Source organism: Paracoccus pantotrophus (assembly GCF_008824185.1).
Lineage (GTDB): Bacteria > Pseudomonadota > Alphaproteobacteria > Rhodobacterales > Rhodobacteraceae > Paracoccus > Paracoccus pantotrophus.
On record NZ_CP044425.1, the window covers coordinates 97,480 to 110,256 of the forward strand.

Consider the following 12,777-nt stretch of genomic DNA (forward strand, 5'->3'; position numbering starts at 1 on the left):
CCCGGCACGGGTTGCTGCGCAGGCAGCGGGGGTGATCATCCCGTGACGCCCCGCCAATCATGGGACGGGCACAAGCGAGGCACATCTTCATGACGACCGGAAAGATCCGCATCGGCATCGGGGGCTGGACCTATGAACCCTGGCGGAACAGCTTCTATCCCGAAAAGCTCGCACGGAAGCGGGAACTGGAATATGCCAGCCGTCAGCTCACCTCGATCGAGGTGAACGGCACCTATTACGGCAGCCAGAAGCCCGAGAGCTTCCGCAAGTGGCACGACGAGACGCCCGAGGATTTCGTCTTTTCGCTGAAGGCGCCGCGTTACGCCACCAACCGCAAGGTGCTGGCCGATGCGGGCGAGACCATAGAGCGGTTCCTGAACAGCGGTGTGATCCTGCTTGGCGACAAGCTTGGTCCGATCAACTGGCAGTTCATGGCGACGAAGAAGTTCGATCCGGGCGATTTCGAGGCCTTCCTGAAGCTTTTGCCGCCGTCGCACGAGGGGCGCGCGCTTCGCCATGTGGTCGAGGTCCGCCACGACAGTTTCCGCGTACCGAAATTCATCGAGCTGATCCGCGCCCATCATGTGGCGGCGGTGGTTTCGGCGGACGGAGGGTTCCCCCAGATCGCCGATCCGACCGCCGATTTCGTCTATGCGCGGATCATGGGCACGGTTGAGGACGAACCCTTGGGCTACAGCCCCGAGACGCTGGATCTCTGGGCGCAGCGGGCCCGGACCTGGGCTGCGGGCGGCGCGCCCGAGAGGCTGGACCATGTCGGAGACCCCGCCCGGTCCGGGCCGCGCGACGTCTATCTCTACGTCATCGGCGGCCATAAGGCCAGGAACCCTCATGCGGCCATGGCGCTGATCGAGCGGCTGGGCTGAGGGTGGCCCGAAGGCCCGCTGGCCCGCTGGATCAGCTGGCGTCCGGGAGCGGTTTCCCGTCGAATGAGCCGCTGACCTTGGGTGCCGCCTCTCTCCTCGAAGGGCATGCGCATGGGATGCCGGGTGTTCGGCTCTATGCTGCCAGAAATCTGGGCAGCCAGGACGGGATGCCGGCGGCCGTCGCCAGGATGAGACGGGATCGCCCGCTTTCGATGCCGCGGCAAACGATCTCGACCATGCCGCCAAGGATCCTGGCCCAGCCGAAGCGCTTCCCGATGCGCTTTCGGTTTCGCTGTGGCGGGCCACGCTTTCATCGGCGTGCCATCGACCGGCACGACATCTTGGTGGTCAGCACCCAGGCCGGCCCGTCAATTCCGAGGCTTGCGAACCAGCAAAATAGCAGGTTGCATCGCATCTGTTCCATCACCTGCCGCTCCGGCCGGACCGGACGCCGGATCGTTCGCGACTGCCAGATCGTCCTGTTGCGCTCCCCCGGGCTGCGATATCCTCGAGCCATGAAGCTCAGTCAGAGCATACGGTTCTGCACCTCCGCCGACGGCACCCGCATCGCCGTCGCGTCCTGCGGGAACGGGCCGGTGATCCTGCGGGCGGCGCATTGGCTGAGCCATGTCGACTACGATCTGGAAAGCCCGGTCTGGCGGCCGTGGCTGCAGGCGCTTTCGGTCCGCAACCGGTTCGTGCGCTATGATCCGCGCGGCTGCGGCCTGTCGGACCGGCATGTCGCCGACCTTTCGGTCGAGGCGTGGCATGCGGACATGGAGGCGGTGGCCGCATCGATCGAGGAGCCGCGCTTCGTGCTGCTGGGGCTGTCGCAGGGCGGTGCGCTTGCCATCACCTATGCCCTGCGCCACCCCGAGCGCGTCTCGCATCTGGTACTCCTGAACGCCTATGCCCAGGGCAGGCGGATCCGGGCGCGGACCGAGGCTGAACTGCTGGAGGCCGAGACGCTGGTCAATTTCGTGCGCATCGGCTGGGGGCGCGACAATCCGGCCTTCTGCCGGTTCTTCACCAATCTGTTCATCCCCGACGGAACGCCCGAGCAGCATCGCTGGTGGGGCGATCTCGAACGGACCACGGCAAGCGCCGAGGTCGCCGCCGAGCTGCTGTCGCAGATGCAGGGGATCGACGTGTCGGACCTTGCGGGAAAGCTGCGCCTGCCCACGCTGATCGCGCATTGCCGCGGCGACATGCGCGTGCCCTTCGACGAAGGCTGCCGGCTTGCTGCCGCGATTCCGGGCGCGCGCTTCGTGCCGCTGGAGAGCAAGAACCATGTCCTCCTGCCGGAGGAACCGGCCTGGGCCGTGTTCCACGCCGAACTTGCCGCCTTTCTCGGGCAGGACCGGCGCGTGCTGCCGCGCGCGCTCCGCGAGGCGGGGCTGACACCGGCCGAGTCTGCCCTGCTGGACCTCGTTGCCGAGGGGCTCGACAATCGGGCAATCGCGGAACGCCTGGGCAAGAGCGTGAAGACGGTGCGCAACCAGCTGTCGGTGATCTTCAGCAAGCTCGGGGTGCACAGCCGGTCGCAGGCGATCGTCATCGCCCTGTCCGGCCGAGAGGCCGGCTGACGCCCGGATCGTTCAAGCGGGACATCTGGCCCCTGTCTGGCCGGATTTTCCTGTCCGTGCGGGACCGCGGCCTCATGCGCATGGCCAGGGTGCGGCGCATTCTTGGGTGATCGGGCGCAAAGCGCCGCCCGAAGACAAGGAGGAGACCCGACATGACACAACCCGACGAAACCATCCTCAACGAACTCGTCACCCGCGTCCTCGGCGATCTGGGCGGCGCGGTCAGCGTGCCGCTGGTGCGGATCGGAGACGCGCTCGACCTCTACCGCACCCTGGCCCGGATCGGGCCGGTGGATGCCGACGCGCTGGCCGAGGCGGCCGGATGCGCGCCGCGCTATCTGCGCGAGTGGCTGGCGGCGCAGGCGGCCTCGGGCTATGTACACCATGAGGCCGGGCGGTTCTCGCTGACGCCCGAGCAGGCGCTGGTCTTTGCCGAACCCGACAGTCCGGTCAACCTGATCGGCGCCTTCGATACCGCCGCGGCCATGGCCGAGAACCAGGCCAAGGTGCAGGCGGCCTTCACGACCGGCCGCGGCGTGGCCTGGGGCGATCAGGCCGGCTGCATGTTCTGCGCGGTGGCGCGGCTGTTCCGGCCGGGCTATGTGAACGCGCTGGTGCAGGACTGGCTGCCGGCGCTGGACGGGGTTCTGGACAAGCTGAAGGCGGGTGCGGCGGTGGCCGATGTGGGCTGCGGCCACGGGCTCTCGACGATCCTGATGGCGCAGGCGTTCCCGGCATCCCGGTTCACCGGCTACGATTTCCATCCGGCGTCGATCGCCGCCGCGACCGCGCATGCCCGGGCGCACGGGTTGCCCAACCTGCGTTTCGAGGTCGGCCGGGCACAGGATTTCGACGGAGGCGGGTTCGACCTGATCACCTGCTTCGACTGCCTGCACGACATGGGCGATCCCGAGGCCGCGGCGGCGCATATCAGGCGGGCGCTGAAGGACGACGGCACCTGGATGGTGGTCGAGCCGATGGCCGGGGACAGGCTGGAGGACAATCTCAACCCGGTCGGGCGGCTTTACTATTCGGCCTCGACGATGATCTGCGTTCCCACCTCGCTGGCGCAAGAGACCGGGCTCGCGCTCGGCGCGCAGGCGGGGGAGAGGCGGCTGGCCGAGGTGATCCGGTCGGGCGGCTTCACCCGCGTCCGGCGGGCCGCCCAGACCCCGCTCAACATGGTGCTCGAAGCGACCTGAAGAGGCTGGGAGTCCTGGCATTTGCCACGCGGCCGGTGTCGCCCGTGCCCGGCTTAGTATTCGTCATGCGGCCGCGGCCAGCTCATGGCGCCGTTCTCGTTGCGGCCCTTTGGGGGGGGCAGGTCCAGCCAGTTGAACGCGCCCAACTGATCCGCGAAGCTCTCGCGGATGCGGCAATGGCGGTCAACCCCTCGGTTGTGCAACCCGCGTCGATGTCGCCTGAGGGCGCGCTGCCCACGCCGATGCCGCCGACCAGTGCGCCGCCGATCCTGATCGGCAGGCCGCCGGCCTGAATGACCATGCGGTCATCCATGCCGCGCAACCCGTCATTGGCGGGCTTGGTGGCGATAAATTCTGCGCCGGTGTCGGCCCCCATGGTAGCCCTCGGCCCGGCAGGCTCGCGGAGCAGGGAGAGATTTTGTCGCGCTTCCGGTCTCGATGCGCCTGACCGGAAAGGCGAGCGACGCGAGATCGGGCGTGATCGCCTGCTTCGGACGTCGCACGCGCGCGACGTAAAAGCGATAGCGCCTCGAACAATGTGCAACCGCCCGTCGGGTTTCACCGGCCCGCTCCAGACAGACGGGACTTTATCTTCCAGTCACCCGTCTGCCCGTCCGGCAGCAGCAGCCAGCTTTTCGCGTCGATCCGGGTGCCGCGAGCGGTCGTGTAAGGCGCAATCGTCAGGACGATCCCGGGGCCTTCGCTTTGGTGGCTGCATGGGACGATCACGCCGTCGCTGAACTCGGCGATCTGTTCCTGCGGGTTCTCTTCCTCGGCAATCCGCACCCGGCATCCGGGATAGGCGTGGGTATCGGATAGCTGAAAGCGCAAGTTGCGGCCCTCCTTGTGGGCATGGCGTTTCCATTTCCCTCCTCAAGGTCCATCGCCCTCGCCCGGTTCCACGGCGGCGGTCCGGATCGGCATTCACATGATGCCCAGCCCCATTGGCATTCCAGTGCCGCCCCGGCTAATCCTGCCGCCAGACCTGATGCCGCGGATGCCCCGCGCCATATTCAAGGAAGGATCGGCCAGAGATGAAACCGAACTTGATCGCCGCCGCCATGCTGTCCGTGGCCGCCATGACCCTCGCCGCCTGCGAAGAGGGAGCGCAGCAGGCCGAGGCGGCGCCGGGAGTCTGCCGCCCGGATGTCGCCGAGGCCCTGGCGGGGAGGGACCGGCTGACCGACGCTCAGGCCATGGAACTGACCGGTGCCACCATTGTGCGGCAGATCCAGCCCGGTCAGGGCGTGACGATGGATTATCGCCAGGAGCGGGTGACGGTGGAAACCGATCCGGGGACCGGCAAGATTCTTCGCGCCAGCTGCGGCTAGGCAAGGGCCGATCGAAGCTCATGGGCCTGCTGGCGCAATTCACGCCGTCACCTCGAAACCGCCGGACTCGCCGTTGATGAGGACATCAATGCGGTGACGGCCGGAGAAGTGGCGGCGGATCCTGCTGTCAGGCGCGTAGGTGCGGCGCCCATGGCAGGCGCGGGCGGGTGCCCTCTGACGCAAGGCGGCGGCGGGCATTTGCCGTGTCGGTATTGCCCGGATCGGCCCGCCTATCCGTCCCCAGGCGACGGCCCCCTGCGATCGCCGCCCGCGGGCGGCTCCATTCCCGCGCCGCGATCGGCCGAGAGATCGACCGGAATCGTCAGCCTTCCGACATAGCCGCGCGACGGATCGCCGCTCAGCGTCAGCGTCTGTTGCCGGATCTCGGCCTCGCTGTTGTCACGAAAGACGTTGTCGCTGGCCAGCGTGATGCGGCCGAGGTTGCGGCTGCCGTTGGAATAGCGCGCATCCGCCGCATAGACTGCGGCACAGTCGGTTTCGGGCAGGACGATCTGTGCGGTCAGAAGGGAAGCCTTGCCACGGACCGCGGCTGCGGCGCTTGCGAAGACCTCAAAGTGGATATGCGGCCAGCGCCCGTCATAGCAGCCGGGGAAGATCGTGGTGAAGCGCACCGGGCCATCGGCATCGCTGATGCCGACGCCGCGCAGGTAGTTGGCCTCGGGAATATCGTAGAGCGAATAATTCCCCGTCGCATCGCAGCCCCAGATATAGAGCGCATGACCGATCAGCGGCGTGCAGCCAGCGGCATCCTGCAAGGTCAGTTCCAGGTCCAGCCGCAGACCATCCGCCGTGCCGGAAAAGCCGCCGAAAGAGGCGCGCAGATCCTCGCGGATCACGCCCTCCTGGGTCAGCACATTGACGATGCGGCCCGCCTTAGAGTTCGAGCCGTCCCCCGGATAGGGCCCGGCGGTTTCCCAGGGCAGCGCCACGCATTCCAGCGCCGAAGCCGGCGCGGCGGCAAGCCCCACCCCCAGCCCGCCGAGCAGCGCCAGAACCCGGCGGCGACCAAGCATCCTGGTCAGATCCTCGGCGAAACCGGCATCATGGGCGTGGTTCTGTTCATGGTAATGATGGGTCACTTCCTAGCTTCCTTTCAGGCTTGAGGGTCGCAGGAGGGGGCGCCGCAGGGCGTCATCCAGTCTGTGCTTCAGGGTGGCCAGGACATGCAGCACCAGGACGGCGGTGATGAACAGCCCGAGGCCGGCGTGGATCCGGCTCGCCAGCGCATCCGGCCAGCCGATCTCGCCAATGGACGGCATCAGCGTCAGATCCCAGATGGACAGCGCCCGGCCGCCGGCCACGGTCATGAGGATACCGCTCAGCGGCATCAGCACGATACCCGCGAGCAGCAGCACATGAACCATCCGCGCCACGCGGCGCTGCCAGAGGGGCGTGTCCGGGGCGTCAGCGGCAAAGCCCTGCGCGATCCGCCAACCGACGCGACAGAGGCCGAAGACGAACACGCCGAGTGCCTTGTGCCGGTTCACCGGCAATGAAGGAATCTGGTTTCAAAAAAGTGGTAGGGCCCGCCGTGAAGCGCGAAGCCGTCGCATATCTGCAGGCCGAACATGGCCTGTCGGAGCGACGGGCCCGCCTTATCATCGGTGCGGATCGGAAGATGATCCGCTATCGGTCACAACGCCCGCCCGACGCGGCATTGTGTGGGCGGCTGCGAGAACTCGCCAATGAGCGCCGTCGGTTCGGCTATCGGCGACTCTTCATCCTGTTGCGACGCGAGGGCGAGCCTTCCGGGATCAACCGGATCTACCGTTTGTATCGCGAGGAAGGGTTGACGGTGCGCAAACGGATAGCTCGGCGCCGGGCGCATCCGCGCGTTGGCCCGGCTGGTGCCGCAGACCGGCCTGCTGATCGCGGGCGAGCGCCTTCGCGAGAGCCCCGCCGGCCGGCTGCGCCCCCGGTGATCCGGTACCGGTGCGGCCCGGGGCGCGCATTCCCGCCGATGGCGAGATCGTCGAGGGCCTGGGCGGCATCGACGAAAGCCCGGTGACCGGCGAAAGCCTGCCCCGCAGCCGCGGGCCGGGCGATCCGGTCCTTGCCGGCATCGTCAATGCCCAGGCGACGCTGCATATCCGCGTGACCCGCGCCGGCGCCGACAACATCATCGCCCGCATCATCCGGCTGGTCGAGGAAGGCGAGGAGGCCCGCGCGCCCGCCGAGCGTTTCATTGACCGCTCCAGCCGCTGGTACATGCCCGCGGTGGTGCCGCCGGCGCTTCTGGCCGGCGATCCTGACCGGGACAACCCGCGCAGCGCCGCCGCCATCGCCGGCCCCCTGGGCACCGATTGGCGCGCCGGCATGTTGCCTGGGGACAAGCTGGCCGCGATCCGCGACCTGACTGCCCCGGGGCGGGGTGATGATGGTGGGCGACGGCATCAACGACGCCCCGGCGCTGAAACAGGCCAGCATCGGCGTGGCGATGGGCCCGGGCACCGACGTGGCGCTGGCGACAGCCGACGCGGCGATCCTGCGCGACCGGGTCACGGATATCGCCGCGCTGATCCGGCTGGCCCGTGTCACCATGGCGAATATCCGCCAGAACGTCGCCATCGCGCTGGGGCTGAAGGGCGTGCTTCTGATCGCCTCGGTCCTGGTGATCACCGGGCTGTGGATCGCCATCCTGGCCGATACCGGCGCCACGGTGCTGGTGACGCTGAACGCGCTGCGCCTGTTGCGGCTAGACCCGACGCGGGAATAGGCGGGGGGCGCGCGCGCTCAGGCGGCCCCGCCGACGCTCAGCGCGCCTCGTTCACGATGCGGATCTGGGTGAATTCATGCAGCCCCTCCTCGGCGAATTCGACGCCGAGGCCGGATTGCTTGGCACCCCCGAAAGGCATGTTCGGCCCGAAATCCAGGTGCTTGTTGATCCAGACCGTGCCGCTTTCCATGCGCTCGGCCACCTGGCGGGCCAGGTCGCGATCCTCGCCCCAGACCGAGCCGCCCAGGCCAAGCTCGATGCCGTTGGCGCTGGCCACCGCCGATTCCACGTCCTCGAAGCGGATCACCGGCAGGATCGGGCCGAACTGTTCCTCGTCCACGATCCGGTCGCCGTCCTTGACATCGGCGACGATGGTCGGGCGGATGAAATAGCCCGGCCCCTCGGCGATCTCGCCGCCGGCGATGATGCGGCCGTCGGCGCGGGCGGAATCGAGGAAGCCCTTGACCTTCTCGAACTGCATGCGGTTCTGCAGCGGGCCGATGGTGGTGCCCTGCTGCAAGCCGTCGCCGACCACGGCGGCCTCGGCCAGCTCGGCCAGGCGGGCGCAGACTTCCTCATAGATCGAATCATGCACATAGGCGCGCTTGATCGCCAGGCAGACCTGCCCGGCATTCATGAAGGCGCCGGCGAAAAGCCCCGGCGCCACCTTGGCCGGATCGGCGCCCGGCAGCACGATGGCCGCGTCGTTGCCGCCCAGCTCAAGCGTCAGCCGCTTGATGGTGGATGCGGCGCTGGCCATGATCTTCTGCCCGGTCGCGGTCGAGCCGGTGAACGAGATCTTGGCGACATCGGGATGGCTGGTCAGCGCCGCGCCCAGGTCGTTCTGGTCGGTGACGATGTTGACCACGCCCGGCGGCAGGATCCCGGCGATGATCTCGCCCAGTTTCAGCGTGGTCAGCGGCGTGGTCGGGGCGGGCTTGACCACCATGGTATTGCCGGTCAGCAGCGCCAGCGGCAGCTTGAAGGCCACGATCAGCACCGGGAAGTTCCAGGGAATGATCGCCCCGACCACGCCCAGCGGCTTGCGGAACTGCCGCACCAGCCGGCTGTCGCTGTCCTCGATCACCTTTACCGGCAGGTCATAGCTCGCCAGATGGCGGATGAAGGCGCAGGTATAGGCGATCTCGGCCTGCGCCTCGGGCAGGGGCTTGCCCTGTTCCTGCGTCAGCAGCCGGGCGAATGCCTCGGCCTGCGCCTCGAGCGCGTCGGCGATCTGCAGGATCAGCGCGCGGCGCTCCTCGATCGGGCGGGCGGCCCAGGCCGGAAAGGCCGCCTTGGCCGCCGCCACCGCCGCATGAAGCTGCGCCTCCGAGGCACGGGGGGCTTCGGCCAGCAGCTGTTCGTTGGCCGGGTTCACGACCTCCATGGTCCTGTCGCCCGCGACCAGCTGGCCGTCGATCAGCAATCGGTATTCCGTCATTTCGTCCCTCCCCAAAAGCGTCGTGCAAGTCTGGGGCAGAAAGGCGGGCCGATTCTTGCCATATCCGGCCAATTCGCCGGGGCCGAGGGGCGCCGGCCGAAATCTGGCCGGAAATGTCAAATCCGCAACGGCCTGATTTTGCGGCATGATCCGGGAAAGCGGCGGATTTGTAACGGTTTTTCGCAAGCCCCGTCCCAAGGCCCGCGCGATGCGGCGATTCTTGGGGATCGTCCGGCGGATATGCTACACTTTGTCGCAACAGGGAAATAGCGGGGCAAGGCGCGAGACAGCGGCCACCCGGCGCAGCCACGGGAAATGCCATGCAAGGGTCATGGATTCGCGGAGCCATCGCATTCATGCTGATCGGGTCCGAGGCGGACGGCGCCCCGGCTGCCGCTGCCCCGGCGCCGGCGATGCCCCTGCAGACCTTCGTCAACCATCTCGAACAGGAGCGCGCCGCCAGCAGCGACGGCCTGCGCTCATGGCGCTCGGGCGAGGAGATGGAGCTTTCCGCCATCGGCATCCTGGGCGACGCGGTCGCCCCGCGCCGCACGCTGGGCGAGGCGCTGCGGCTTTTCGCCCGCGGCTTTCCGGTGCTGCAATCGAACAGCCGGATCTCGCTTGAGGTGATCGGCGACGAGGCGCATGTCTGCTACCGGGTGCTCGACCCGCGGATCTGGCCGCGGCGGGCGGATGCCGAGCTGACGCTGGGGCTGATCCGCGGCATCTGCGACCGCTACGCGGTGCCGAACAGCGCGATCCAGGACCTGTGCTTCGAGCATCAGTCGGATCGCGACCTACGGGTCCTGGCGCATCATCTGGGCCGGACGCCGCGCTTCGGCCAGGACGAGAACCGCATCGTGTTTTCCGCGCGCGTGCTGGCCAACACGCTGCGCGCCGAGGCCGGGGGCGACGACGTCATGACGCTATCGAAACGACTGGACGAGGCGCTGACCGAGCTGCGCCGGCAGACCCCGGTCGCGCAGCGGGTGCACGAGCTGATCCTGGCGCAGATGGAACGCGGGCTGGTCAACCAGTGCCATATCGCCGCGCAGCTCGGCATGTCCGAGCGTTCGCTGCGCCGGGCGCTGGCGGCCGAGGGCCAGCCGTTCCACGAGATCCTCGAGGAATGCCGCCGCGTCCACGGTTTCGCGCTGCTGGTGCGCAGCGACCGGCTGTTTGGCGAGATCGCGCTGCTGCTGGGCTATTCCGATCAGACCGCCTTTTCGCGGGCCTTCTCGCGCTGGTATGGCGCCTCGCCGCGCGAACTGAGGAAGATGGGCGCCGAGGAAGTCAGCGTGATCCGCTGATCGAAGCGCCCCTCGCGCGCCGGGCCGCTATGGGCGATGAAGATGCGCGTGGCGTCGGCCCGCCGCGCCTCGATGGCGGCCAGGATGCGCCGGCAGGCGGCATCGTCGATTTCCGAGAATGCCTCGTCGAAGATCAGCACCTCGGCCGGGCGCAGCAGCGCGCGGGCGATGGCGATGCGCTGGCGCAGCCCGCCCGACAGATTGGCGCCGGTTTCGCCGATGGGCGTGGCAAGCCCGGCCTCGGCCCGCGCCCATCCGGCCAGATCGGCGGCCTCCAGCGCCTGCCACAGTGCGGCATCGCCCGCATCCGGCGCGGCCAGGCGCAGGTTCTCGGCCAGCGTGCCGCGCAGGATCGCCGGGCGTTGCGCCAGATGGGTGATGCGCGCGGCAAGCCGCAAGGGGCGCAGATGCGCGACCTCGGCGCCCGCAAGCCGCACCGCTCCCTCGGCCAGCGGCGCGTCGCGGGTCAGCGCGGCCATCAGCCGCGACTTGCCGATCCCCGACGGCCCATCCAGCAGCACGCGCTGGCCCGGCAGGATCACGGCCGTCACCGGATGATGCGCCGCGCCCGCGGCCCGGGCCTCGCGCAGGGCGATGGTCAGCGGGCCGGGCGGCGGCTCGGCGCCCGCGTCGGGACGGGCCGAGGCGATCACCGCGCCCAGCCGGTCCGCCGCCACCCGCGCCCGGGCCTGCGCATGGTAGAGGCCCAGCAGGTTGCGCAGCGGCCCCGACATCATCCCGGCATAGGCAAGGAACGCGACCAGCGTGCCGATCTGCCATTCGCCGCGCACCACCTGCCAGCCGCCGACCAGCAGGATGGTGCCGCGCAGGATGGCGGTGATGGTCTGGCTGACCGCGCCCACCGTCTCGGACCAGAGCCGCTGGCGGGTCAGCCCGGCGATCTGCGCCTGCTGCGCGGCACCGAAGCTGGTCGCCCGCTGGTCCAGCGCGCCCAGCCCGCGCAAAGTGGCGCGGGCCGACAGCGTCTCGGCCATCTGCGCGGAAAGCGCGCCGCGCTGGCCGCGCACATCCTCGGCCAGCGCGCGGGTCCGGGGCCGGGCGCGGGACAGGAACCACAACTCGAAGGGCGCAGCCAAAAGCGGCAGGACCGCCATGCGCCAGTCCAGCGCGATCATCAGCCCCAGCCCGCCGGCCAGCCGGAACAGCGCGCCGACCGCGACCAGGGCGGTGTCGAAGGCGAAGCCCTGGATCTCGGCGCAGTCGCCGTCCAGCCGCGCCATCGCCTCGCCCAGCGGCAGGTCGGGGTGGTCGGGATCGCGTGCCAGCGCCGCGCCGAACAGCCGGCCGCGCAGATCGGCCAGCATCCGGGCCGAGGCGCGCAGGTGCAGCATCGAGTTCACCATCCCGAAGCCCACCGCGCCCAGGCCGAGCGCAAAGGACAGCCCGGCCCAGAGGATCAGCGCGCCCATGTCCCGCGCCATGATGCCGGCGTCGATCACCTGCCGGGTCAGCATCGGCATGGCCAGCCCCAGCGCCGCCGCGGCAAGCGAGGCCGCCAGCACCACCAGCCCCGAAGGCAGCGCCCGCGCCATCACCGGCGCCAGCCAGCCCGCCGCCTCGGGGCCGAAGATCAGCCGGGCAAGGCGGGCGGCCAGCCTATCCATGGCCGCATTTCCGTTCCGGGCCGTGATGGATCGCGCGCGCCGCCAGCGCGGCGATGGCGGCAGGCCCGTCCAGCCGGCCCGCCCCCGCCATGATCGCCGCCAGATGGCCGGCGATGCGCGCCGCGCCTAGGCTCGCGCCGCCCATGCCGGGCGGGCCGTGCTCGGGCGAGTTGCACCAGGCGCCGAACAGCGCCGGGCCGAGCTGCGACAGATCATCCCAGCCGCAGCGCGCATCGCCGGTGGCGGCGATCACGCCGGGATAGGCGGCGGGAAAGCAGGGCGCGCCGCGGGCCGGATGCGCCGCGACCAGCACCGCGCCGTCCGCGACCAGCGCCTCGCAGGCCCGGCGCAACGGCGCGCGGTCGGCGCTCAGGCCCAGGCTCATGCAGATCACCTCGGGCCGCGCCTCGGCCATGGCGGCGAACCAGCGCAGCGCGGCGGCGACGCGCAGCGCGCTGGTGACGGGCCGGTCGTCGAAGACCTGCGCATGGATGATTGCCGCGCCCGGACAGGCGCGGCGGATGATCGCGGCGACGGCGGTGCCGTGGCCCAGCCGGTCGGGCAGGGCGGGGATGGCCGAGCCGTCGGCCATGAAGGCGCGGGCGTCCTCGGCCCGGTCCTCGGGGCCGGGGCCGCTGTCGATCACCCCCACCCGCAGCAT

At 69.5% G+C, this 12,777-nt stretch carries 11 protein-coding genes and 3 pseudogenes; 7 read left to right on the plus strand and 7 right to left on the minus strand.

Going from position 1 to position 12,777, the window contains the following annotated elements; translation table 11 throughout:
* Window positions 1-89: 89 nt before the first annotated feature.
* From ESD82_RS08310 to ESD82_RS08325, 3 genes are all read left to right on the plus strand, one after another.
* Window positions 90-884: a DUF72 domain-containing protein gene (locus tag ESD82_RS08310; RefSeq protein WP_123130401.1), complete on the plus strand. Its 795-nt coding sequence runs from the start codon at window positions 90-92 to the stop codon at window positions 882-884.
* Window positions 885-1,399: 515 nt separating this feature from the next.
* Window positions 1,400-2,470, plus strand: coding sequence for an alpha/beta fold hydrolase (locus tag ESD82_RS08320; RefSeq protein ID WP_123130399.1), 1,071 nt, complete (start codon window positions 1,400-1,402; stop codon window positions 2,468-2,470).
* A gap of 152 nt (window positions 2,471-2,622) precedes the next feature.
* Window positions 2,623-3,672: a class I SAM-dependent methyltransferase gene (locus ESD82_RS08325; RefSeq protein WP_147429361.1), complete on the plus strand. Its 1,050-nt coding sequence runs from the start codon at window positions 2,623-2,625 to the stop codon at window positions 3,670-3,672.
* 169 nt (window positions 3,673-3,841) lie between these two features.
* On the opposite strand, the pseudogene ESD82_RS22140 reads toward ESD82_RS08325, so the two are convergent.
* Window positions 3,842-4,054 (minus strand): annotated as a pseudogene (locus ESD82_RS22140) (heme-binding protein); the annotation flags it as partial.
* A gap of 176 nt (window positions 4,055-4,230) precedes the next feature.
* A complete protein-coding gene (locus ESD82_RS08340; protein WP_147429360.1) occupies window positions 4,231-4,503 on the minus strand; it encodes a hypothetical protein in 273 nt (90 codons plus the stop codon).
* Window positions 4,504-4,706: 203 nt separating this feature from the next.
* Here ESD82_RS08340 and ESD82_RS08345 point away from each other — a divergent pair, with 203 nt between their 5' ends.
* On the plus strand, window positions 4,707-5,003 hold the full coding sequence (locus ESD82_RS08345) for an I78 family peptidase inhibitor (protein ID WP_208852058.1): 297 nt from the start codon (window positions 4,707-4,709) through the stop codon (window positions 5,001-5,003).
* A 230-nt stretch (window positions 5,004-5,233) separates the two neighbouring features.
* Here ESD82_RS08345 and ESD82_RS08350 read toward each other — a convergent pair whose 3' ends face one another.
* Together ESD82_RS08350 and ESD82_RS08355 are read right to left on the minus strand one after the other, a co-directional pair.
* A complete protein-coding gene (locus ESD82_RS08350) occupies window positions 5,234-6,103 on the minus strand; it encodes a dioxygenase family protein (protein WP_211331230.1) in 870 nt (289 codons plus the stop codon).
* Window positions 6,104-6,106: 3 nt separating this feature from the next.
* Window positions 6,107-6,511, minus strand: a complete 405-nt coding sequence (locus ESD82_RS08355) for a cytochrome b (protein ID WP_276330395.1) — start codon at window positions 6,509-6,511, stop codon at window positions 6,107-6,109.
* A 17-nt stretch (window positions 6,512-6,528) separates the two neighbouring features.
* Here ESD82_RS08355 and ESD82_RS08360 point away from each other — a divergent pair.
* Together ESD82_RS08360 and ESD82_RS08365 are read left to right on the plus strand one after the other, a co-directional pair.
* Window positions 6,529-6,849 (plus strand): annotated as a pseudogene (locus ESD82_RS08360) (IS3 family transposase); the annotation flags it as partial.
* 1 nt (window position 6,850) lies between these two features.
* A pseudogene (locus tag ESD82_RS08365) lies at window positions 6,851-7,740 on the plus strand (HAD-IC family P-type ATPase); the annotation flags it as partial.
* Between the two features lie 37 nt (window positions 7,741-7,777).
* Here ESD82_RS08365 and ESD82_RS08370 read toward each other — a convergent pair.
* Complete coding sequence (locus ESD82_RS08370) at window positions 7,778-9,181, minus strand: aldehyde dehydrogenase family protein (protein ID WP_123130394.1); 1,404 nt, start codon at window positions 9,179-9,181, stop codon at window positions 7,778-7,780.
* Between the two features lie 320 nt (window positions 9,182-9,501).
* Here ESD82_RS08370 and qhpR point away from each other — a divergent pair, with 320 nt between their 5' ends.
* A complete protein-coding gene (qhpR, locus tag ESD82_RS08375; RefSeq protein WP_147429358.1) occupies window positions 9,502-10,491 on the plus strand; it encodes an AraC-like transcriptional regulator QhpR in 990 nt (329 codons plus the stop codon).
* Here qhpR and qhpF read toward each other — a convergent pair.
* Both qhpF and qhpE read right to left on the minus strand, forming a co-directional pair.
* Window positions 10,395-12,116 carry an ABC transporter ATP-binding protein QhpF gene (gene qhpF / locus ESD82_RS08380; RefSeq protein WP_147429357.1) on the minus strand — a complete coding sequence of 574 codons (1,722 nt, stop codon included), beginning with the start codon at window positions 12,114-12,116 and terminating at the stop codon, window positions 10,395-10,397. The genes qhpR and qhpF overlap by 97 nt on opposite strands.
* A complete protein-coding gene (gene qhpE, locus ESD82_RS08385) occupies window positions 12,109-12,777 on the minus strand; it encodes a subtilisin-like serine protease QhpE (RefSeq protein ID WP_123130391.1) in 669 nt (222 codons plus the stop codon). Before qhpE ends, qhpF begins: the two co-directional genes overlap by 8 nt.

Bases quoted from the DNA above. Each gene is read 5' to 3' on its own strand.
- qhpR (WP_147429358.1), top strand. From the start codon at position 9,502: ATGCAAGGGTCATGGATTCGCGGAGCCATCGCATTCATGCTGATCGGG.
- ESD82_RS08320 (WP_123130399.1), top strand. From the start codon at position 1,400: ATGAAGCTCAGTCAGAGCATACGGTTCTGCACCTCCGCCGACGGCACC.
- qhpF (WP_147429357.1), bottom strand. From the start codon at position 12,116: ATGGATAGGCTGGCCGCCCGCCTTGCCCGGCTGATCTTCGGCCCCGAG.
- ESD82_RS08370 (WP_123130394.1), bottom strand. From the start codon at position 9,181: ATGACGGAATACCGATTGCTGATCGACGGCCAGCTGGTCGCGGGCGAC.
- qhpE (WP_123130391.1), bottom strand. From the start codon at position 12,777: ATGCTGCGGGTGGGGGTGATCGACAGCGGCCCCGGCCCCGAGGACCGG.
- ESD82_RS08310 (WP_123130401.1), top strand. From the start codon at position 90: ATGACGACCGGAAAGATCCGCATCGGCATCGGGGGCTGGACCTATGAA.
- ESD82_RS08345 (WP_208852058.1), top strand. From the start codon at position 4,707: ATGAAACCGAACTTGATCGCCGCCGCCATGCTGTCCGTGGCCGCCATG.
- ESD82_RS08325 (WP_147429361.1), top strand. From the start codon at position 2,623: ATGACACAACCCGACGAAACCATCCTCAACGAACTCGTCACCCGCGTC.